The following is a 22,419-nucleotide window of genomic DNA, read 5'->3' as shown; positions in this document are numbered from 1 at the left end:
CTTGTATTTTATACTCAATGAAAATCAAAAAGCAAACTAGGAAGCTAGCCGCAGGTTGCTCAAAGCACTGCTTTGAGGTTGCAGATAGAACTGACGAAGTCAGCTCAAAACACTGTTTTGAGGTTGCAGATAGAACTGACGAAGTCAGTAACCATATATACGGCAAGGCGAAGCTGACGTGGTTTGAAGAGATTTTCGAAGAGTATTAAATGCTGAAAAGTTGTCCTAGCAGAAAGGTAACTCCCATAGTTAAGAGACCAATAGCAAGGTTCCGAATCATAGCTGTTTTGGTTGGGGCTTTTCCAAGTCTGGCACTAGTGTAACCAGTGAGAAGAAGGGCCACACCGACGATAAGGACAGTAGCAGGGATGCGGTATTCACTTGGGAAAATGGTAATTGAAAGCATTGGTGGTAAGCTACCAAGGAAAAAGGAAATAAAGCTAGAGATGGCAGCATGCCAAGGGTTGGTAAATTCTTCATACTCAATACCGTATTTTTCCTCTACCAAAGCCTTGAGCGGATTATTTAAAAAGGCTTTGTTGGTGAGCAGTTGGGCTGATGTTTCACACTCGCCATTTTGAATATAGGCAGCATAGAGAGACTTTTTGGCTAATTCCATATCTTGGTCTAGCAAGACTTGCTCACGTGCAACGGCTGCTTCCTCGGTATCTTTTTGAGTTGAAACGGACACATATTCTCCACCAGCCATTGAAAAGGCACCAGCTAAGATAGCTGCAAATCCTGATAAAAAGATAATCCAGATATTGCTGGTAGCACTGGCAACCCCGATAACCACACCAGCAATGGAAATAATTCCATCATTAGCACCAAGAACACCCGCACGCAGGATATTTAAACGACCTGCAAAATTTGAATCAATTTCGTGATTTGTTTCTGACATACTATTCTCCTTTTTATCCAGTATAAAGGAAAAATATAGGGAAATCAATCTTTTAAAAGTATCTGAAAAAAGTTGCACGATTTTAATGAAAAAGAGGACAAAGCTTTTCTGTTTAAGCTTTATCAATAAAACATGCTATAATAGTTGCAGAAAGGTTGGTATTTATGGCTAGGATATTGGTTATTGAAGATAATAGTGACATTCAAGATATTTTGCGAACACTTCTCACTGAGGAGCATGAGGTGATTCAAGCCTTTTCTGGTACAGAAGGAATCATGCGTTTTGACCAAGGGGGGATTGACCTCGTTTTACTAGATATCATGCTTCCTGGAAAAAATGGAGATCAGGTTTTAAAAGCTATCAGGGAACAAAGTCAAATTCCAGTCATTATGCTAACGGCTTTGAGCGATAAGAAGCTAATCAGTCAATATCTCTTAGATGGTGCCAATGATTACATAGTCAAACCTTTTGATTTGGACGAAGTCTTTGCCAGAGTTACTGTTCAATTACGTCAAAGCGTAGAAAAACAGCCTATGGAAATAGAAAAAACTGAAAATCTGCCACAAAACTTGAAAAATATCCAGTTTGATGCAGAAAGTTTTGAAATCAAAAATAGTCAGGAAACGATTCGCCTTGCCAAGAAAGAATGCTTGATTCTCCAAACTCTCCTTAAATATCCAAAGAAAATTTTCACCAAGGAAGAACTTTATGAATTGGTCTGGGAGGATAGCTACCTACCTGGAGATAATACTCTCAATACGCATTTGAGTAATCTTCGTAAAAAATTAAACCAGCTTGACCCAAATCAAGAATATATTGAAACCATCTGGGGCGTTGGGGTAAGATTAAAAGGAGACAAGCAATGACCTACATCTTAATCGTTGTCCTACTGATACTCCTAATCATTTTATCGATTACATTGATTCGCTACCATCTAGCACTTAAAAACTTGAGTCAACAGATTGAAGACAAGATTCTTTCGGGTAGTATGAAAAGAGTCGGAGTAAGCATTTTTTCCAAACATTTTTTACATCTCTATCAGCAGATTGAAAATCTATTTCAGGAAGTGGAACAATCTCGATTGGTTATGAAAAGGGAAAAGCAGACTCTGGATATGGCCATCAGCAATATCGCCCATGATATTCGGACGCCTTTGACTATCGCTTCAGGCTACACCCAACAATTGATAAAGTCTCCTGAAGACAAAGCAGAAACCTTACAAAAAATAGCCAAGCATCTTGATTTAGTTTCCAAACGTTTGGAAGCTCTCCTAGAATATCGTCGTTTGATGGAAGGGGCTGTCAAACCGAAACTGGAAGAAGTGGATCTTTCAGCTTTTATCACCAAAAAGACTCTAGCTTATTATGATGTTTTTCAGGCTGCAAATATCACGCTTGATTTTAAGGTTGAAGCTGGTCTGAAAATGAGGACTGATGAAGACTTGCTGGATCGAATTTTACAAAATTTGCTCGGAAATGTCCTCAAGCATGGCAAGGAAGAAGCGCGGCTATCTTTGAGAAAGGAAAAGGAACAGCTTGTCTTAGAAATTGCAAACCTTGTTAAACAGCCCATCAAAAGAATAGAAAATCTCAGCAACCGTTTTTATTCTGAAAATCTATCAGACACCGAAGAATCCTCTGGTTTAGGCCTTTATATCACTGAGGAATTATGTCATCTTCTCGGTGCAGAGATGAAACTAAGCACAGATGAGCAATGGTTGTCGGTTTTCATTTACTTTTAACGAAAAGAAACCTCCTCTGTAGGCTAGAGGAGGTCATTTTTTATAAACTTTTCTTTTTGAAAACTGCCAGTCCACTTAGATTAAAGATTACAATAACAGCTAAGGTAACTATAAGTGTATAGAAAATGGATTCACTATTAGCAGTCATGGCATAGAAAAACTGCAATGATAAATATGGCAAAATTTTGATACTTGGGAAGATGAGCATTGGCATAGAAAGTAAGATAGAGCTGACAAAATAACCAATAAATACTGCAAGATAAGAATGACTAACATAGAGGATAAAGGAAACAATGGAAAGCCAAGCAAGGAGGCAAAGGAATTGAAGGGAAATGGTTATCAGTAGATTGCCAATAAAGCCATCAGGCATAGTTCCAAATCCATTTAAGATAGTTGCTGGAATAAAGGCAATCACAAGGCTGATGATAAGTTGCAAGAGTGCAATACAAGCCACTACAAAGGCTTTGGCAAGGAAAAACTCTGTACGAGAAACCCCTACTGTCAAACTATTTTTATAGAGCTTTCCGATTAAATCAACACCGAGAACGAGGCAAGTTAGAACAATACAGAGAAAAACGAGATTTGAACCTTGACTAGATGCGTTAATCAGGGCTTGTACACCGTCCCAGCCATGGGTTGGAATTTCTGGTTCTTCTGTCTGGATTGCCATCAGATGGCCCGTGGCTCCTATACTTGCTCCCATTAGCATGAGAGTAAAGAGAATAAATTCTGTAATCCAGAATCCTTTGGAACGGAAAAGACGGTAAAAGTCTGCTTGAATGGTATGTATCATGATTTTCCTCCTATTGGACCAATTGAGTGAAGTATTCTTCTAGGTTTTGACGGGCATAGTAAATCTCGTCAATGGCAACATCTGCCAAAGTTAATTCCTTGAGAATCTGTTTGACATCTTGTTCCTGACCAAAGATGTGGATTTCATTCTCAGGATTAACAACCTTAAACTGGAGCTGGATTTGTTCTTTCAATACTTGACAAGCTTTCTCTTTATCAGATGTCTTAAGAACAATATAATCCTCACTTAGTGTTTCAAATTCAGCTTTGCTGATTTCACGTATAATCTTGCCTTGATCTAAAATACCAAAGCGATTGGCTAGAAGATAGAGTTCTGACAAGATATGGCTAGAGATGAGAATGGTGATTCCTTTTTCTTGATTGAGTCGTTGAATCATCAGACGAAATTCTTTGATACCGATTGGGTCGAGACCGTTGATAGGTTCATCTAGGATCAGGAAGTCTGGTTTGGATAGGAGGGCAATGGCAATACCAAGTCTTTGTTTCATTCCTAACGAGAAATCACGAAAGACTTTCTTACCTGTATCTGACAAACCTACATAGTCTAGTATTTCTCGAATGACTTGATCAGCATTTGGAATATGACGAATCATACAGTAATATTTCAGATTTTGATAAGCTGTTAAGTGATTATGTGCTACGGGTGATTCTATCACTGAACCTACTCGAGATAGAGCCTTGGTCGACTCATTTTCCGATTTACTAGAAAAGAGGGAAACTGTTCCTTTATCCGCAAAGAGTAGTTGTGTAATAATTTTTATTAAGGTGGTCTTCCCAGCTCCGTTCTTACCGATAAGTCCATAAATATCTCCCTCTCTTATCGTTAGATGAAGATCCTGAAGGATAGCTTGTTTGTCAAAGTTTTTGGACAATCCATGAATGTCAAGTACTGTTTTCATGATTCTCTCCTTTTGATTTATTTTAATAACTTTAGTATAAAGCATAGAAATCAAAGAAAGCTCAAGGATTTCTAAAGAGTTTCTAAAGTTTTAGGAATTCTTAAATATCAAAACCCAGTTGATATGAACTGGGCTTCTTAATTATAAAATATATTTCTCAATAGCACGCGCGACGCCGTCTTCTTCGTTGCTGGCTGTAACGTCATTAGCTAGGGATTTGACATAATCACTGGCATTTCCCATAGCAATGCCCAGTCCTGCAAACTGGAGCATTTCGATATCATTATTGGCATCGCCCATAGCCATAATTTCTGAGGAATCAATCTTCAAAATCTCTGCTAGTCGTGAAAGAGCAGTGGCCTTTGTTGTTCCAAGCGGCATAGCTTCATAAATGACAGGCTGCGAACGAACGCCACTGAATCGTTGACAGAGTTCTTCAGCAAAACGCTTCTCAAAATCGTCCGTTTGGCTCTCTGTCCCTAAAAACATACCTTGGAACATACGATACTTGCCACTAGTTGCTTCCTCAAGAGAAATTTCTGTCAGGTCTGAAAAGACTAGGTCGGCATCATTTTGGATGACTTGATTGGGCTTGCCACCGAGAACAAAATAGTGTGTCTCGTCAAAAAGTGTCAACTGAACCTCACTCTTTTCAGCTAGATCATAGAGGTAATCGATGTCAGCTGGACTAAGTTCTTGCCAGTCAACTAGTCCCCAGTCACTTGTCTGGTGAGTTGAACAACCGTTGTTAACAATGACATACTCATTCTGGAGGTCGAGTCCCAGTTTTTTGTAGTAGGGGAGAACACCGAAAAGCGGGCGACCAGTACAAAGTACTAATTTAACACCTTTTTCAATAGCTTGGTGAATGGCAGTAATGTGAGCTTGTGGGATTTCCTTGGCTTCATTGAGGAGGGTTCCGTCCATATCCAAGGCTAGTAGTTTAATCATAGGTTTTCCTTCTTTATCTTTTGGTATTATTAGGTAACTTCTAAAACTAACTTCCAGTTTCCCACAACCTAGCTTTTAGTATGAGAAAAACGCGTGAAATCAGTGGAAATCCGTCTTAGACTAACTTCCACTGGTTTTCTTTTTCTTGATATATAAGGGTTCAAAAGCGAAAAGACTCAGAAAAAAGTGCACGACAAATAGCCCTAAAACAGAGTCGTCTTAGAGTAAATTCCAGTTGCTAGCGTTTAGTGTGAGACTTTTCGATGGTGATAAGATGTGTAGTTAGAGGGGAAAATTCCCTTTATTTCAATAAATCAGGTGATAGGTGTGTGTCTTCTGGTTTGACAAATTGGCAACCCAGAAGAGCAGCGATGTCCTCGCCAAAGGTGAAGGTGAAGATGTCGTAAGCAGATTTTCCTTGAAACTCTTCTCGTTTCAAGGAATTGACATGGGAAATGACTAGATTGACGTCTTTCTGAGTCAGCTGGTCAAAGGAAGTGCCCTTGGGAAGAATGGCTCGCAAAACCGTATGGTTCTTCTCAATCCGCCCCTTCTGGTCAGGACGGCTAGGGTCGCAGAAGTAGAGGTGAGACTTCCCATCAATGTCTCGCTCAAGCTCCTCCACATAGGCGAACTCAGATCCGTTGTCTGTGAGAATGACAGGGAACAGCTGATGGAACGCACACCCTCCGTCCATGACTCTTTCTTTCAAAGCTGCGAATTTAGTGGCGACCTCCAGAGCGGTCTTGTTGTTCAAAAGCAGGGCGAAGAGGAAGTTGCAGAAGGAAACGTTGAAGGTGAGCAGTAGCTTTCCACCAGGTCTGCCGATGACCGTGTCCATTTCCAACCATTTGAAGAAATCATCTGTTTCTCGTAACTCTTGGAAATCTTGATAGGTCCGCCCAATTTTCAGCTCTTTAGGAATAGCTACTTTTCTGGATTTTCTGCGTTCCTTGAACGTGACCATCCGAGGGAAATCAATGGGCTTGGCTGTCAGATAGCCCAGCTTGGCATGCCGATACACCGTAGCTTTCGACACAGGTAGGTTATGTGTCTGAATGATATGGTAGATGCTTTGTTTCTTCTGGATGCCTTGGGTTAAGACCTTGTCCATCTGATAAAAACTTTCCTTGTTTAGGGGAATTCCCTGTCTGGATTCCCTCAACATAGTCTCGTACTGCTCCTGTGCCTTTTTCGCGTAGTAAAGATAGCGGTTAAACCCACAATCCGTCCTCTTTTTTGGACAGTTGTTACAGACATAAGGAGCTTTTTTGAGAAGAGGGCAATCCGTGCAATCAGATTTGACGGATGTTGGATGCATGATGCGATTGCGCTTGATTTCCTTTGAAATCGTTGACGGGTCTTTCCCCATCTTCTCAGCGATGGAACGGAAAGTCTCCTGTTGGCTGATTCCAGTTTGGATGTCAATACGGTCTTCTAGAGTGAGATGTTTTTGTTTTTTCGTCATGAGGTGCCTCCTCACGAAAAGTCTCAGACTTAATTCTAGCATAATTCATCGTCTGAGACTAACTTCCAGTTTTGGGAGAGAGATGGAAGTTACTTTGAGAAGTTACGTTTGGTATTATTATAGCATATTTTGGAGAAAAGGAGGAGGAATCTTCGGGCTAATCATGGTATAATAAAAGGTAATGAAAAATTCCAACGAGGCAGAGATGAAATTACTTTATACTGATATTCGGACTTCTTTGACAGAAATTCTAACTAGAGAGGCAGAGGAGCTAGTTGCTGCTGGCAAGCGGATCTTCTATATCGCTCCCAACTCCCTTTCTTTTGAAAAAGAACGCGCCGTGCTGCAATGCTTGTCCCAGCAGGCTTCTTTTGCGATTACCGTCACGCGCTTTGCTCAAATGGCTCGTTATCTGGTCTTGAATGATTTGCCTGCTAAAACCAGTCTAGATGACATTGGGCTTGGGATGGCTTTTTATAAATGCCTTGCCGAACTTGATCCTAAGGATTTACGTGTTTATGGAGCTATCAAGCAGGATCCTCAATTTATCCAGCAGTTGATTGAACTTTACCACGAGATGACCAAGGCTCAGATGAGTTTTTTGGACTTGGAGAGTTTGACGGATGAGGACAAGCGAGCAGACTTACTCTTGATTTTTGAGAAAGTAACGGCCTATCTCAATCAAGGCCAGTTGGCTCAAGGAAGTCAGTTGTCCCATTTGATTGAGGCTATTGAGAATGACAAAGTTAGTAGTGATTTTACTCAAATCGCCTTGGTTATTGATGGATTTACCCGTTTTTCTGCTGAGGAAGAGTGGATTGTGGACTTACTTCATGGCAAGGGAGTTGAGATTGTTATTGGGGCTTATGCTAGTAAGAAAGCTTATACCAGTCCATTCGCTGAAGGCAATCTCTATCAAGCCAGTGTGGAGTTTCTCCATCATCTGGCCTCTAAATACCAAACGCCTGCTCAGGACTATTCTCAAACTCATGAGAAGATGGATAGTTTTGACAAGGCCTCTCGTTTGTTGGAGTCTTCTTATGACTTTTCAGAACTCGCTTTAGATGTCGATGAGAAGGATCGTGAAAACTTACAAATCTGGTCTTGCTTGACACAAAAGGAAGAGTTAGAGTTGGTAGCCCGTAGCATTCGTCAGAAATTACACGAGAACTCAAATCTGAGTTACAAGCATCTTCGTATTCTCTTGGGGGATGTAGCTTCTTATCAGTTATCTCTAAAAACGATTTTTGACCAGTATCAGATTCCTTTTTATCTAGGTAGAAGCGAATCCATGGCGCATCATCCCTTGACACAGTTTGTTGAGTCTATTTTGGCTTTAAAACGTTATCGTTTCCGTCAGGAAGATTTGATAAACCTTCTTAGAACAGGTCTATATACCGACCTTAGTCAAACTGATATTGATGCTTTTGAGCAATATATCCGCTATCTTGGTATCAATGGCTTGCCAGCCTTTCAGCAAACCTTTACCAAATCCCACCATGGAAAATTTAATCTGGAACGTTTAAATGCTCTTCGTCTGCGTATTTTAACACCTCTTGAAACCCTCTTTGCCAGTCGAAAACAAAAGGCTGAAAATCTCCTACAAAAATGGAATAGCTTTCTAAAAGAAAGTTCAGTGACCAAGCAGTTACAAGATTTGACAGCCACTATGGAAGCTGTAGAGCAGGAAAGACAGACTGAAGTTTGGAAGGCATTCTGTCATGTTTTAGAACAATTTGCGACCGTTTTTGCTGGTTCACAAGTTAATCTAGAGGACTTCCTAGCCTTGCTTCATTCTGGAATGAGCCTATCTCAATATCGCACCATTCCAGCAACAGTAGACACAGTTCTGGTTCAGAGCTATGATTTGATTGCTCCTCTGACTACTGACTTTGTCTATGCCATTGGGCTGACTCAGGACAATTTACCAAAAATAGCGCAAAACACCAGTCTTTTGACAGATGAAGAAAGACAAAGCTTAAACCAAGCGACAGAGGAAGGGGCACAATTGCTGATTGCCAGCAGTGAAAACCTCAAGAAAAATCGCTATACTATGCTTTCCTTGGTTAATTCTGCTCGTAAAGAGTTAATCTTGTCGGCTCCAAGCCTTTTTAATGAAAGTGAAAGTAAGGAATCTGCCTATCTTCAAGAGCTGGTCCATTTTGGATTTAGTCGGAAAGAGAAGAGGATGAATCACAAAGGGCTGTCTAAGGAAGATATGGGCTCATATCACAGTCTTTTGTCCAGTCTGGTTGCCTATCACCAGCAGGGCGAGCCGAGTGATAGGGAGCAAGATTTGACCTTTGTCAAGGTTCTGGCGCGTGTGATGGGTAAAAAACTAGACCAGCAAGGTTTGGAAAATCCTGCCCTCCCAACCAGTCCAAGCAGTAAGCAGTTGGCTAAGGATACCTTACAAGCTCTCTATCCTGCTGAACAGGAATTTTACCTGTCTACATCTGGTTTGACGGAGTTTTACCGGAACCAATACAGTTATTTCCTCCGCTACGTGTTAGGCTTGCAGGAGGAATTGCGCCTACATCCAGATGCTCGTAGTCATGGGAATTTCTTACACCGTATCTTTGAGCGGGCCTTGCAGTTACCTGACGAAGATTCTTTTGATCAACGTTTGGAACAGGCTATCCAAGAAACCAGTCAAGAACGGGAATTTGAAGCCATTTATCAAGAAAGTTTGGAAGCCCAGTTTACCAAGGAAGTTCTGCTCGATGTAGCTCGCACGACTGGTCACATTCTCCGCCATAATCCAGCCATCGAAACCATCAAAGAAGAGGCAAATTTCGGTGGGAAAGAGCAATCCTTTATTCAATTGGACAATGGTCGCAGTGTCTTTGTACGAGGTAAGGTGGACCGGATTGATCGTTTGAAAGCTGATGGGGCGATAGGAGTGGTAGACTACAAATCCAGTATGACTCAGTTCCAGTTTCCTCATTTCTTTAATGGGCTTAATTCCCAACTGCCAACCTATTTAGCTGCCCTTAAAAAGGAAGGGGAGCAGAACTTTTTTGGTGCCATGTACTTGGAAATGGCTGAGCCTGTCCAATCTCTGATGGTCGTTAAAAGTCTGGCAGGTGCAATAGTAGAAGCTAGCAAGTCAATGAAATACCAAGGCCTCTTTTTAGAAAAAGAAAGCAGTCATTTGGGCGAATTTTACAATAAAAACAAGGCCAATCAGCTGACGGATGAGGAATTCCAGCTCCTACTGGACTACAATGCCCATCTTTACAAGAAAGCGGCTGAGAAGATTTTAGAAGGCCAGTTCGCCATTAATCCTTATACTGAAAATGGCAGAAGTATTGCACCGTATGTTCAGCAACACCAAGCCATTACTGGATTTGAAGCCAATTACCACTTGGACCAAGCCCGTTTCCTAGAAAAATTGGACTTAGCTGACAGCAAGCGTCTGGTCGGAGAAAAACTCAAGCAAGCTTGGTTTGAAAAAATAAGAGAGGAGTTGAATCGATGAAGCCCATTCCCTTTTTAACTGATGAGGAAATTCAAAAACTGCAAGATGCAGAGGCGCACTCGAGCAAGGAACAGAAGAAAACTGCCGAGCAAATTGAAGCCATCTACACTTCTGGTCAAAATATCCTCGTTTCAGCGTCGGCTGGTTCTGGGAAGACTTTTGTCATGGCCGAGCGTATTCTGGACCAGTTAGCGCGTGGTGTGGAAATTTCTCAACTCTTTATCTCAACCTTTACAGTTAAGGCTGCCACAGAGCTTAAGGAACGTTTGGAGAAAAAAATCAGCCAACAAATCCAAGAAAGCGATGACGTTGACCTCAAACAACACTTGGGTCGTCAGTTGGCAGACCTACCTAACGCAGCCATCGGAACCATGGATTCCTTCACACAAAAATTCCTTGGCAAACATGGCTATCTGATTGATATTGCGCCTAATTTCCGTATTTTACAAAATCAAAGCGAGCAACTCCTTCTAAAAAACGAAGTCTTTCATGAGGTATTTGAAGCCCATTACCAAAGCAAACAGAAAGAGACCTTTAGTCATTTGCTGAAAAACTTTGCTGGGCGAGGCAAGGATGAACGTGGTCTGCGCCAGCAAGTTTACAAAATCTATGACTTCCTCCAATCCACCAGTAATCCTCAAAAGTGGCTGAGTGAATCTTTCCTCAAAGGTTTTGAAGAGGCTGATTTTACGAATGAAAAAGAAAAACTAACTGAGCAAATCCAGCAAGCCCTTTGGGATTTGGAAAACTTTTTCCGTTATCATCTGGATAATGATGCCAAGGAGTTTCCCAAGGCAGCTTATTTAGAAAATGTTCAGTTGATTCTGGATGAAATTGGCTCCTTAAATCAGGAGTCCGATAGTCAGGCTTATCAGGCAGTGCTTGCGCGTGTTGTCGCCATTTCGAAAGAGAAAAACGGTCGGGCTCTGACTAATGCCAGTCGTAAGGCTGATTTGAAGCCACTGGCCGATGCCTACAACGAAGAGAGAAAGACCCAGTTTGCTAAACTTGGACAACTGTCAGACCAGATAACCATTCTCGACTATCAAGAACGTTATCATGGAGACACATGGGAATTAGCTAAAACCTTCCAAGCCTTCATGAGTGATTTTGTAGAAGCTTATCGTCAGCGTAAACGTCAGGAAAATGCCTTTGAATTCGCTGATATCAGCCATTACACCATTGAGATTTTAGAGAATTTCCCGCAAGTCCGTGAGGCTTATCAGGAACGTTTCCATGAAGTCATGGTAGACGAGTATCAGGATACCAACCATATTCAAGAACGGATGCTGGAATTGCTATCTAATGGCCACAATCGCTTTATGGTGGGAGATATCAAGCAGTCCATCTACCGATTTCGTCAAGCAGACCCGCAGATTTTCAATGAGAAATTCCAACGCTATGCGCAAAATCCCCAAGAAGGCAAACTCATTCTCCTCAAGGAAAATTTCCGTAGTAGTTCAGAAGTGCTGTCAGCAACCAATGATGTCTTTGAACGCCTCATGGACCAAGAGGTCGGCGAAATCAACTATGATAACATGCACCAGCTTGTTTTTGCCAATACCAAACTGACTCCCAATCCAGACAATAAGGCAGAATTTCTCCTCTACGACAAGGACGACACAAGTGAGGAAGAAGAGAGTCAAACAGAAACGAAACTAACAGGTGAAATGCGCTTAGTTATCAAGGAAATCCTTAAACTCTATAAGGAACAAGGTGTTTCCTTTAAAGAAATCGCCCTTCTGACCTCCAGTCGCAGTCGTAACGACCAGATTCTTCTCGCCCTGTCTGAGTACGGGATTCCTGTCAAAACTGACGGCGAGCAAAACAATTATCTCCAATCCTTAGAAGTACAAGTCATGCTGGACACCCTTCGTGTCATTCACAATCCCCTGCAAGACTACGCCTTGGTTGCCCTTATGAAGTCTCCAATGTTTGGTTTTGACGAGGACGAGTTAGCACGTTTAGCTCTTCAAAAAGCAGAGGATAAAATCCAAGAAAATCTCTATGAGAAACTGGTCAATGCTCAAAAACAGGTAAGCAGCCATAGAAACTTGATTCACACAGCTCTAGCTGAAAAACTAAATCAATTCATGAATATCTTGGATTCTTGGCGTCTGTATGCCAAAACGCACTCCCTCTATGACTTGATTTGGAGGATTTACAATGATCGTTTTTACTACGATTATGTTGGGTCTTTGCCAAATGGACCTGCTAGACAGGCCAATCTCTATGCCCTAGCACTGCGTGCTGATCAATTTGAAAAGAGCAACTTCAAAGGCTTGTCACGTTTTATTGGTATGATTAACCAAGTCTTAGAAGTCCAGCACGATCTTGCAAGCGTGGCCGTCGCACCGCCAAAAGATGCAGTAGAGCTCATGACTATCCACAAGAGTAAAGGGCTAGAGTTTCCTTACGTCTTTATTCTCAATATGGATCAAGATTTCAACAAGCAAGACTCTATGTCAGAAGTCATTCTCAGTCGTCAGAATGGTCTTGGTGTCAAATATATTGCCAAAATGGAGACAGGAGCAGTGGAAGATCACTATCCTAAAACCATAAAACTCTCCATTCCTAGCCTGACCCATAGGCAGAACGAAGAAGAATTACAGCTGGCAAGCTATTCAGAGCAAATGCGTCTGCTTTATGTTGCTATGACGCGGGCTGAGAAAAAGCTCTATCTTGTCGGTAAAGGTTCTCGTGAAAAGTTGGAAGCCAAGGAATACCCAGCAGCTAAAAATGGAAAACTAAACAGCAACACTAGACTTCAAGCCAAGAATTTCCAAGATTGGATTTGGGCTATCAGTAAAGTATTTGCCAAGGATCATCTCAACTTTAGCTATCGTTTTGTTGGTGAAGATCAGCTGACTAGAGAAGCTATCGGTCAGTTGGAAAACAAAAGTCCTCTCCAAGATAGCTCCCAAGCAGACAATCGTCAGTCAGAAACCATTAAAGAAACTCTGGAAATGCTGAAAGAAGTGGAAGTCTATAATACTCTTCACCGCGCAGCTATTGAATTGCCAAGTGTTCAAACTCCAAGTCAAATCAAGAAATTCTACGAACCCGTTATGGATATGGAAGGTGTTGAGATTGCTGGTCAAGGACAGTCAGTAGACAAGAAAATTAGCTTTGATTTACCAGATTTTTCAACCAAAGAAAAGGTAACTGGAGCTGAAATTGGTAGTGCTACCCACGAACTGATGCAGAGAATGGACCTCACTCAGAGACCAACGCTTGCTAGCCTAACAGAAACTCTCCAACAGGTTCAAACCAGCCCAGCTGTTAGGGACAAGATCAATCTTTCGAAAATTCTTGCATTCTTTAACACAGCACTCGGTCAGGAAATTCTTGCTAATACCAACCATCTTTATCGCGAACAACCTTTCTCTATGCTCAAACGAGACCAAAAGAGTCAGGAAGACTTTGTTGTCCGTGGTATCCTTGATGGCTATCTACTTTACGAAGATAAAATCATTCTGTTCGACTATAAGACAGACCGCTATGATGAGCCAAGTCAACTCATTGCTCGCTATCATGGTCAGTTAGCCCTATACGGAGAAGCTTTATCTCGATCCTATTCGATTGAAAATATTGAAAAATACTTGATTTTACTCGGTAAAGACGAGGTTCAAGTTGTAAAAGTATAATCTAGAAAGGGGACCTCATGACACTTCCAGTTAGAAAATCCCTGCATGATGCGGTGTTACAGGCTTCAAAAGCTGATACTTGGGAACAAGCTACCAAGGAATGGAATGAAGTTTCCTTGATTTTTAACGATATCGGCCGTAGCAATTGTGTCTGTGGAAATGCTATCAAATACGCCTACGAACTCTTTAACGGAGTGACAGGTCAACGACTATTTCCTATAGGCAGCGACTGCGTCAGACACTTTCATCGATTGACCCTTGACCAGCAACTAGAAGAGGAAGAAAAATTACTCAGAAAGGTCGAAAATCTGACCAGAAAAGCTAAGAAAAAGGAAAAAATCAAGGTCAATAAAAGTGACTTTGACGAGCGACTTCTAAAATGGCTCTGGGAAAAAGGTGTTTTCAAGTCTAATCGTGGCAATCAGTTCTCACCTGAGAAAGACTATCAGCTCTTCCTAGAAGTCTTTCAAGGAGGAAGTTGGACCAAGGCAGAACCCAAGAAGAAAGCTCGGATGGAGGAAGTTCTTGAAAAATGTATCAAACCCTTTTTACTTGGAAAATCAGATGACCAACTCTACCTTGTCAAGCTAGGTAAGGAGAAAATTGACTACGAACAAGAACTCCGTATCCAGGCAGAGAAAGAGCGCAAGAAGAGGGATAAAATCGCCAAACAATATGCAGACAATCTGGTTCTAGCCATGGGACCAGCAGAGCGGGTCTATCAAGATTACTTTGGCTTTACGGAGACCTTGACTCAAGAAGAACGCAAGTGGGAAAAAATTCTTTTTGGTAAAAATCGAACAGAACGGGCTGTCAAGGCCAAACAATACCAAAAAGAGCTGGAAAAAGACCAACGAATTGCTAGTCAGGATCCAATTGAAAGAAAGCAGAAGCAGACCTGGCTCCTCAATTCCTATTTTCGTGAGCTTCCTGACGAAAAATCCCGCTTTGCTCGACTCTTATTAGAATATCGAAAAAGTGGAGAAGTGCCCTTTTCAACTGAATATCTGTCAGACCATCTGCTCGACTTTTTCTATAAAATGAAAGCCTTTGAGTTTGAAATCGCACCAGAACAAGTTCGAGATTTTCTAAAAGAAAGTCTCCAGACAGATCATCTCTCCTCAGCACAGGAAAGCTGGATAGAAGGAATTCTCCTCAACTGCCTCAAACCATTTTTAGAACGACTACTTATATGAACAAATCCTACCTTGGATAACCAGGGTAGGATTATTTCTTATACTTTTTTACTTTTAAAATACAATTTCTATTTCACATGAAACTAATAAATATATATATTTAAAACAAATGTTAACATCTATTTATGTTGTTTTTGTTTATATCAATCCTTTATTAATTTTTTTAAAAAATAGGGAAATACATTGAATTTTCAATGTTTTTTCATAGTTTCCAATTTAATAAAATTATTTTTACAATATTCTTTTTTACTTGTTAAATAGATTAACTTGATGTATAATAAAATCAGATTATTTTATGCAGATATGTATAAATATGTCTGCTATTTTATAAATGGAGTCTAAAATGGGTAAATTTGATAAACAACTAAAATATAGTATTCGAAAAGTAAGTGTCGGTGCAGCTAGTGTCGTCATAGGTGCTTTATACCTTGCCATGGGGGCAGGTGTGGTACACGCTGAAACGAATACTACTACTGATGGAGGGGCAAGTCACTCTAGTCCGTCTCCAGAACCGGAGACAAGCCAACCTAACAGTCTGACTTCGTCTAGCTATGGGGCGGAGCCTGCTCAAAATCCAGATGCTTCTGGAAAATCAACAGAGTCAACAACACCTAAAGAGAAAGAAAATAAAGAAACTTTAGCAACTAATAATACGAAACCAGTAGAAAATAAAGAAATCAATAATGTAGCGCAGCCGACAGAAGCGTCTACGTCTGCTAATACTAGAGGTCGCCGTGTAAGAAGAGAAGTAGGAGATGCTCCTGCTGGCGGAACTTCTAATACTTCTACTGGAACTGAGACACCTGACGGGTCTTCAACTGGAAATAACGAAGCATTAAATTCTGCTTTAACCGGACGTAAGGGGGCTACAGTACAACCAGATCAACCAGGGGTAAATATACCAAAAGGAGAAGAGCCTGGAGCACATGATCCAAATGCTCACTTGAGTTTCGATGATCCTGATCATACTGCAACAGTTGAAGAAATGTGGAAGATTATCCAAAATATGCCGGATGACTTCCAAAATAACGAGCGTTCATACTTGAGGAACATGGATACTCTGGGAAACGAACTTCGTTTTGATAAGACTCCTGAGAATCCAGAGGGTGTACCTCTTCAACCGGGTGAAATTAGAGAACTTCATGACTTTGGTGGTTGGCATGCCATTGATGAAGATGGAAACAAAGGTAAGTTCGCTATCGGTAGAAAGAACGCACAAGGTTACTTCACAGGTTGGCATAAAGTTGGACAAACTGAGAATGGGATTCCGATAATTGAACAAGGTGGTATGCTTGGGGCAGATGCCTTAGATAACATCTATGTGCATGAGCAAGCCTTAGATCGTCGTTTTGATTATATGTTGATGCTTGTTAAAGGGCGTACACGTGCCAATCGTAATGATACTGTAGCGGATCATTCTACATATGATCCACGTGCTCAGAATGAACGTGCAGAGGCGGCTGGCGCTAATTATAATAAGCTTCCGTTTTTAGAAAAGGATAAATTTAATAAATATTCTCCAGGTGTCGTTGGCTACAATGGGATAGAGAAGAAATTCACAGCCTTTTCTACTAAATACGGAAGTCGTGTTCGTGTTGATTTTGTGACAGGGTACATCACAGATATTAACGGTTCTAAAGGAAGTTATCGAGTAGTCATTAAAGCTCAAAATAGTAAGGGCGAAGAAACAAAAGTTTATGATGAAACTATTTCTCGTGTAGCTGAAATCGTTCAGAATGAAGAGTTGTATAAGAAAGGTTTGAATGTTGAAGCGGCACATGCAAACATTTTGAAATTTTTAAAAGATGAGTTTAATTACCGTTTTAATAAAATTAAAAATGAGAAAGTAAAAGCTACTTCATTATTAGGAAGAACAAGAGAAAAAGATTATACACCAGAGCAACGAAAAGTATACGATCAAATTGTAGAAGAAGCTACGGAAGAAGCTAAAAAACAAGGCGATATTGTGATGAATGTTACTGAAGACTTCTTAAGTATAGGAAAATCAAAGGAAAGAGATTCAGAGTGGAAGAAAACTTTCACAAGTACACAACAGTCACCTACAAAGCTATCGAATGATTTGAATAATTTATTGAAAAATGCTGATAAAGATACTCCTAATACCCCAACTTGGCTAAGTTCAGGTAGTTCTCAAGCTAAAGCTGATGACAGAGCATATAGATTACTCACTACTCTTATACCAGGTGCTAAGAAAATTACCTATCATGTTAACGATGATCAGCTGGAAGTTGAAACAGATAAATACACATATACTGCCGCTAGAAACGGTAGCAAGGAAGTTGGTATTCAAGGGTCAGATATAGCAGCAACTCTAAGTGCTGATACATATGGTACTGATCCCCAAACCTTTGATAGAGAGAATACAAATATAAAAGCGAATAATCTTAATCATGGTTGGGCTACATCTAGTTCTGAAGAATTCAAACATTTCTCAAAATTTTTAGGAGTAGATAAAGGGATTGTGCGTACGAATGTGATTTCTGATGAAGAGCTGTCGGCTAAGATTAAGGAAGCAGTGGGTCCTGGATATAGCAAACTAGGAAAAGCAGGCTACTTCGCTACTGCGGACATTCCTTTAGGAACGGATATTGTATCGTATACTGTACAAGTAATTCCATCTGATAATGAAAGAGTTGGGGTAAACCCTCAAAGTTCTCGTATTCAGTATAATATGCCGATTCTAGCCGATTTCTCAGTCATCCAAGATACTGTAGAACCGTCTAAAGAATTAGCAAAACGTATTCTTACCAAGTTAAAAGAGCAAGGTAAGATTACTGAAGACCAAGAGAAAAAAATAAAAGAAGAAATCGACAAGAGTAAAAAGACGTCTGAAGTAAGATCAGCTATGTCAGGAGATGTTACTGTTCGTTATGTTGATACTAATGGAAATAATTTACCAATCACTGATGCAGATGCTAAAAAAGCTGGAGAAAAAACGGATAATGGCTATTTGGTAAGAAAAGATGTACTGATTGGTACAGACTATGATGTGCATTCAAAAAAAGTTCTGTCGTTTAATGCAACTAATGGAAAATATTATGCTTTAAGATCAGTTGGTGGAGGATTGGAAACTTCATCTGATACGCTAAATGGAAGTATCACAAAGAAAAATACAGTAATCACATTTGTATATGAAGAAAGAACTGTACCGCCTACAGGTAAAGGTGTCGTTCACTTCAAGAAACAAGTATCTGAGACAGCAACTGAAGCGTTAACAGGATATGGCGATATTACACTTTCTGGTAATGTAGGAGATACATTCTCTTCAACAGATGTAAATACTAGAATAACAGCACTTAAAAAAGCTGGATATGAGATTGTTGGAGACACATTTACAAGTGGTGATAAAACAGTTGATACTATAGAAGACACAGAAGGTCAAATTCCAAGTCAGGAATATACGATTACTGTAAAAGAAAAAGTTGTGACAGTAACAGAACCACCAACTCCAAATACACCGGTTGATCCAAATGTTCCAGAAGGACCAAAATGGCCAGCAACTGGATTAGCAAAATCTGACTTAGAAAAAGAAGTAACACGTACAATTACTTACGTTAAGAAAGAAACTGCGGATGAACCAGAAATAGCGGATGCGAAACCGACTGTAACACAAACAGCCCACTTCAAACGTAGTGCAACATATAATGCAGTTACAGGAACAATCACATACGGAAATTGGGAAAGTGCGGACAAAGAATTAGCAAAAGTAGACACACCTACATTAACAGGCTATGTAGCAGACAAAGCTTCAGTAGAAAAAGTGGAAACAAATGCAGATTCGACAGGATTAGATCAAAAAGTAGTTTATACTAAGTTAGGATCATGGGTACCAAAAGTGCCAGGTGTAGAAACACCAACACCACTACCATATCCAAACCATCCAACAGATCCAACGAAACCTGGTGATCCAACGGATCCTAATACACCAAATGTACCAGTAATACCATATGTACCAGGATACACACCGAAGATTGGCGAAACACCGTTAGAACCAGTTGATCCAAATAATCCAGAAAATGGATACAAGGTGCCACCAATTCCAAACACACCAGGCGAAGATACACCAATTGAGTATTCAAAAGATCCTCAAAAAGCTGTAGTGAAAGTATTCAATACAACAACAGGTACAGAGGTTGAACTACCTGAAGAGAAAGTAGAGCTTTCAGGTAAAACAGGTGAACCAATTCCAGCAGATTCAGTAACGGCTAAGATTGCAGACTTAGAAAAACGTGGATATATAGTTGAGAATAAAGACTTATTAAATAATCAAAAATTTGATAAGGAAAAAGATCCAACAGATGGAGATCCAACACAAGTATTCAGATTGAAAGTACATGAAAAAGTTGTGACAGTAACAGAGCCGAAAAATCCAAATGATCCAGTAGATCCAGATAAACCAGAAGGACCAAAATGGCCAGAAACAGGACTAGCAAAATCTGACTTAGAAAAAGAAGTTACACGTACAATCAACTATGTTGACGAGGCTGGAAATAAAGTTTCTGAACCATCAACAGACAAAGTTACATTTACACGTGAAGCTAAGATTAACGTAGTAACAGGTGAGATTACTTATGGAGAATGGAAAGCAGTTGGTGGAGATAGTACATTTGATAAAGTATCATCACCAATAGTTAAAGGTTACATCCTTAAAGACCCAACTCAAAAAGAAGTTGCTGAAAGAAAAGAAATAACACCAACTGTTGCAAATCAAACGATTGAAGTGGTTTACAAGAAACTTGGTTCATGGATACCAAAAGTGCCAGGTGTAGAAACACCAACGCCACTACCATATCCAAACCATCCGACAGACCCAACTAAGCCTGGTGATCCAATGTATCCTAATACACCAAATGTACCAGTAATACCATATGTACCAGGATACACACCGAAGATTGGCGAGACACTGTTACAACCAAAAGTGCCAAATGATCCAACACAAGGATACATTCCACCAGTACCAACAGAACCTGGTAAGGATACACCGATTGAGTATGTAAAAGTTCCAAATACACCTAGTCCGGAAGAACCGGTAAAACCAACTCCAGAAAGTAATCATATTACAATCTGGGTGGATGAAAATGGTAAGCCATTGAAACCAGAAAAACCTGGAACTCATGAACCAGGAAATATTCCTGGATATCGATTTATTACGACTACAACGAAAGATGGTGTAACTATTCATAAATTTGAAAAGATAACACCAGTAGAGCCTAATAATCCTGTTCCACAGAAACCGACCACACCGATTCCAACTCCACAAGATCCGACTATTCCAACACCAGAAAGTCAAATTCCAACCCCAAACACTCCAGAAGCAAATACTCCGACTTCTGAGACAAGTAGAAGAGAGGAATTACCAAACACAGGTTCAGAAGCTAATGCTAACCTTGCAGCACTTGGACTTCTTGCTCGCAAGAAAAAAGAAGACTAAAAAATCATAGTTTTTAAGAAGATGATTTGTCATCTTCTTTTTTGATATTGAGTGCAATGAAAATCCTCTTTTTGAAGTCTAATATCCTTTATATAAGTTTACTGTATTGTAAAAGACATAAATAAAATTATGTTTAACAAATTTCTCATAGCCAAAAGCCTATGCAAAAGTGCTCAAATTATGATAAAATAGACTATAAGAAAAACACTATTTATATTAATTAGATTTTTATTTTATAAGGAAAAAACTCAATGGCTACTATTCAATGGTTTCCTGGTCACATGTCCAAAGCTCGTCGACAGGTTCAGGAAAATTTAAAATTTGTTGATTTTGTAACGATTTTGGTGGATGCACGCTTACCTCTATCTAGTCAAAATCCTATGTTGACCAAAATTGTTGGTGACAAACCAAAACTCTTGATTTTAAATAAGGCAGACTTGGCTGACCCAGCAATGACCAAGGAATGGCGCCAGTATTTTGAATCACAGGGAATCCAGACGCTGGCTATCAATTCCAAAGAACAAGTGACTGTAAAAGTTGTAACAGATGCTGCCAAGAAGCTCATGGCGGATAAGATTGCTCGCCAAAAAGAACGTGGTATCAAGATTGAAACCTTGCGTACCATGATTATCGGGATTCCAAACGCTGGTAAATCCACTCTTATGAACCGTTTAGCTGGTAAGAAAATTGCTGTTGTTGGAAACAAGCCAGGGGTCACAAAAGGTCAACAATGGCTCAAAACCAATAAAGACCTGGAAATCTTAGATACACCAGGGATTCTCTGGCCTAAGTTTGAGGATGAAACTGTTGCGCTTAAGTTAGCCTTGACTGGAGCTATCAAAGACCAGTTGCTTCCTATGGATGAGGTAACTATTTTTGGCCTCAATTATTTCAAAGAACATTATCCAGAAAAGTTGGCTGAACGCTTCAAACAAATGAAAATTGAGGAAGAAGCTCCTGTTATTATTATGGATATGACCCGTGCCCTCGGTTTCCGTGATGACTATGACCGCTTTTACAGTCTCTTCGTGAAGGAAGTCCGTGATGGCAAACTCGGTAACTATACCTTAGATACATTGGAAGATCTAGATGGCGACGATTAAAGAAATCAAAGAACTCCTTGCTACTGTCAAGGACCTTGATAGCCCTATTTTTTTAGAGCTTGAAAAGGATAATCGCTCTGGAGTTCAAAAGGAAATCAGCAAGCGTAAAAAAGCTATTCAGGCAGAATTGGATGAGGATTTTCGTTTGGAATCCATGCTTTCCTATGAAAAAGAACTTTACAAGCAAGGATTGACCTTAGTTGCTGGTGTTGATGAGGTCGGCCGAGGTCCTCTGGCTGGACCAGTAGTTGCTGCAGCCGTCATCTTACCTAAAAATTGTAAAATTAAAGGCCTCAACGACAGCAAGAAAATTCCTAAAAAGAAACATCTGGAGATTTTCCAAGCCGTTCAGAACCAAGCCTTATCAATTGGCATTGGTATCATGGATAATCAAGTCATCGACCAAGTCAATATCTATGAAGCAACCAAACTGGCCATGCAGGAAGCAATCTCCCAGCTCAGTCCTCAACCTGAGCACCTTTTGATAGATGCCATGAAACTGGATTTACCAATTTCACAAACATCTATCATCAAAGGAGATGCCAATTCCCTTTCAATTGCAGCAGCTTCTATAGTAGCCAAGGTGACACGTGATGAATTGATGAAGGAATTCGACCAGCAATTTCCCGGCTATGATTTCGCTACTAATGCAGGATATGGAACTGCTAAACATCTAGAAGGACTGGAAAAACTAGGAGTTACCCCAATTCACCGAACCAGCTTTGAACCCGTTAAATCACTGGTTTCAGAAGAAAAAGAAAGTTAAG

At 40.3% G+C, this 22,419-nt stretch carries 14 protein-coding genes; 9 read left to right on the top strand and 5 right to left on the bottom strand.

Features of this window, described 5'->3' with window-relative positions; translation table 11 throughout:
* The first annotated feature begins 17 nt into the window (after positions 1-17).
* Entirely contained in the window at positions 18-209 is a 192-nt protein-coding gene (locus SMI_RS10775; RefSeq protein ID WP_000694298.1) for a hypothetical protein, read from the top strand.
* Here SMI_RS10775 and SMI_RS05420 read toward each other — a convergent pair.
* The gene (locus SMI_RS05420) at positions 206-901 is read right to left on the bottom strand and encodes a VIT1/CCC1 transporter family protein (protein WP_000005264.1); all 696 of its coding nucleotides are present in this window, start codon (positions 899-901) and stop codon (positions 206-208) included. The genes SMI_RS10775 and SMI_RS05420 overlap by 4 nt on opposite strands.
* Positions 902-1,065: 164 nt before the next feature.
* Between SMI_RS05420 and SMI_RS05415 the strand changes: the two genes are divergently transcribed.
* Positions 1,066-1,767 carry a response regulator transcription factor gene (locus SMI_RS05415; protein WP_000101108.1) on the top strand — a complete coding sequence of 234 codons (702 nt, stop codon included), beginning with the start codon at positions 1,066-1,068 and terminating at the stop codon, positions 1,765-1,767.
* A complete protein-coding gene (locus SMI_RS05410; RefSeq protein ID WP_000221056.1) occupies positions 1,764-2,642 on the top strand; it encodes a sensor histidine kinase in 879 nt (292 codons plus the stop codon). The genes SMI_RS05415 and SMI_RS05410 overlap by 4 nt, the downstream gene beginning before the upstream one ends.
* A 40-nt stretch (positions 2,643-2,682) precedes the next feature.
* Here SMI_RS05410 and SMI_RS05405 read toward each other — a convergent pair whose 3' ends face one another.
* The 4 genes from SMI_RS05405 to SMI_RS05390 all read right to left on the bottom strand — a co-directional run bounded on the left by SMI_RS05405 (position 2,683) and on the right by SMI_RS05390 (position 6,773).
* On the bottom strand, positions 2,683-3,435 hold the full coding sequence (locus SMI_RS05405) for an ABC transporter permease (RefSeq protein ID WP_000581961.1): 753 nt from the start codon (positions 3,433-3,435) through the stop codon (positions 2,683-2,685).
* Between the two features lie 10 nt (positions 3,436-3,445).
* Positions 3,446-4,354 carry an ABC transporter ATP-binding protein gene (locus SMI_RS05400; protein ID WP_000859641.1) on the bottom strand — a complete coding sequence of 303 codons (909 nt, stop codon included), beginning with the start codon at positions 4,352-4,354 and terminating at the stop codon, positions 3,446-3,448.
* 141 nt (positions 4,355-4,495) lie between these two features.
* Positions 4,496-5,305, bottom strand: coding sequence for a Cof-type HAD-IIB family hydrolase (locus SMI_RS05395; protein ID WP_000593585.1), 810 nt, complete (start codon positions 5,303-5,305; stop codon positions 4,496-4,498).
* A 301-nt stretch (positions 5,306-5,606) separates the two neighbouring features.
* Entirely contained in the window at positions 5,607-6,773 is a 1,167-nt protein-coding gene (locus SMI_RS05390; protein WP_000163009.1) for an IS30-like element ISSmi1 family transposase, read from the bottom strand.
* 205 nt (positions 6,774-6,978) lie between these two features.
* Between SMI_RS05390 and rexB the strand changes: the two genes are divergently transcribed.
* The 6 genes from rexB (at position 6,979) to SMI_RS05360 (ending at position 22,418) form a co-directional block, all read left to right on the top strand.
* Positions 6,979-10,254 carry an ATP-dependent nuclease subunit B gene (gene rexB, locus SMI_RS05385; protein WP_012972512.1) on the top strand — a complete coding sequence of 1,092 codons (3,276 nt, stop codon included), beginning with the start codon at positions 6,979-6,981 and terminating at the stop codon, positions 10,252-10,254.
* Positions 10,251-13,901 (top strand): helicase-exonuclease AddAB subunit AddA, encoded by a 3,651-nt coding sequence (gene addA, locus SMI_RS05380; protein WP_000802630.1) that lies wholly within the window; start codon positions 10,251-10,253, stop codon positions 13,899-13,901. Before rexB ends, addA begins: the two co-directional genes overlap by 4 nt.
* A gap of 17 nt (positions 13,902-13,918) precedes the next feature.
* Positions 13,919-15,097, top strand: coding sequence for a hypothetical protein (locus tag SMI_RS05375; protein WP_000174759.1), 1,179 nt, complete (start codon positions 13,919-13,921; stop codon positions 15,095-15,097).
* A gap of 343 nt (positions 15,098-15,440) precedes the next feature.
* Positions 15,441-20,549, top strand: a complete 5,109-nt coding sequence (locus SMI_RS05370) for a mucin-binding protein (protein ID WP_000514298.1) — start codon at positions 15,441-15,443, stop codon at positions 20,547-20,549.
* 251 nt (positions 20,550-20,800) lie between these two features.
* The gene (gene ylqF / locus SMI_RS05365) at positions 20,801-21,652 is read left to right on the top strand and encodes a ribosome biogenesis GTPase YlqF (protein WP_000201307.1); all 852 of its coding nucleotides are present in this window, start codon (positions 20,801-20,803) and stop codon (positions 21,650-21,652) included.
* On the top strand, positions 21,639-22,418 hold the full coding sequence (locus tag SMI_RS05360; RefSeq protein ID WP_000201105.1) for a ribonuclease HII: 780 nt from the start codon (positions 21,639-21,641) through the stop codon (positions 22,416-22,418). The genes ylqF and SMI_RS05360 overlap by 14 nt, the downstream gene beginning before the upstream one ends.
* The last annotated feature ends 1 nt before the right edge of the window (position 22,419 follow it).

The sequence above is a fragment of the Streptococcus mitis B6 genome (genome assembly GCF_000027165.1).
Lineage (GTDB): Bacteria > Bacillota > Bacilli > Lactobacillales > Streptococcaceae > Streptococcus > Streptococcus mitis_AR.
The sequence above is the reverse complement of the archived record's forward strand: the minus strand, read 5'-3'. Positions and strand labels throughout refer to the sequence as shown.

Bases quoted from the DNA above. Each gene is read 5' to 3' on its own strand.
- SMI_RS10775 (WP_000694298.1), top strand. From the start codon at position 18: ATGAAAATCAAAAAGCAAACTAGGAAGCTAGCCGCAGGTTGCTCAAAG.
- SMI_RS05420 (WP_000005264.1), bottom strand. From the start codon at position 901: ATGTCAGAAACAAATCACGAAATTGATTCAAATTTTGCAGGTCGTTTA.
- SMI_RS05415 (WP_000101108.1), top strand. From the start codon at position 1,066: ATGGCTAGGATATTGGTTATTGAAGATAATAGTGACATTCAAGATATT.
- SMI_RS05410 (WP_000221056.1), top strand. From the start codon at position 1,764: ATGACCTACATCTTAATCGTTGTCCTACTGATACTCCTAATCATTTTA.
- SMI_RS05405 (WP_000581961.1), bottom strand. From the start codon at position 3,435: ATGATACATACCATTCAAGCAGACTTTTACCGTCTTTTCCGTTCCAAA.
- SMI_RS05400 (WP_000859641.1), bottom strand. From the start codon at position 4,354: ATGAAAACAGTACTTGACATTCATGGATTGTCCAAAAACTTTGACAAA.
- SMI_RS05395 (WP_000593585.1), bottom strand. From the start codon at position 5,305: ATGATTAAACTACTAGCCTTGGATATGGACGGAACCCTCCTCAATGAA.
- SMI_RS05390 (WP_000163009.1), bottom strand. From the start codon at position 6,773: ATGACGAAAAAACAAAAACATCTCACTCTAGAAGACCGTATTGACATC.
- rexB (WP_012972512.1), top strand. From the start codon at position 6,979: ATGAAATTACTTTATACTGATATTCGGACTTCTTTGACAGAAATTCTA.
- addA (WP_000802630.1), top strand. From the start codon at position 10,251: ATGAAGCCCATTCCCTTTTTAACTGATGAGGAAATTCAAAAACTGCAA.
- SMI_RS05375 (WP_000174759.1), top strand. From the start codon at position 13,919: ATGACACTTCCAGTTAGAAAATCCCTGCATGATGCGGTGTTACAGGCT.
- SMI_RS05370 (WP_000514298.1), top strand. From the start codon at position 15,441: ATGGGTAAATTTGATAAACAACTAAAATATAGTATTCGAAAAGTAAGT.
- ylqF (WP_000201307.1), top strand. From the start codon at position 20,801: ATGGCTACTATTCAATGGTTTCCTGGTCACATGTCCAAAGCTCGTCGA.
- SMI_RS05360 (WP_000201105.1), top strand. From the start codon at position 21,639: ATGGCGACGATTAAAGAAATCAAAGAACTCCTTGCTACTGTCAAGGAC.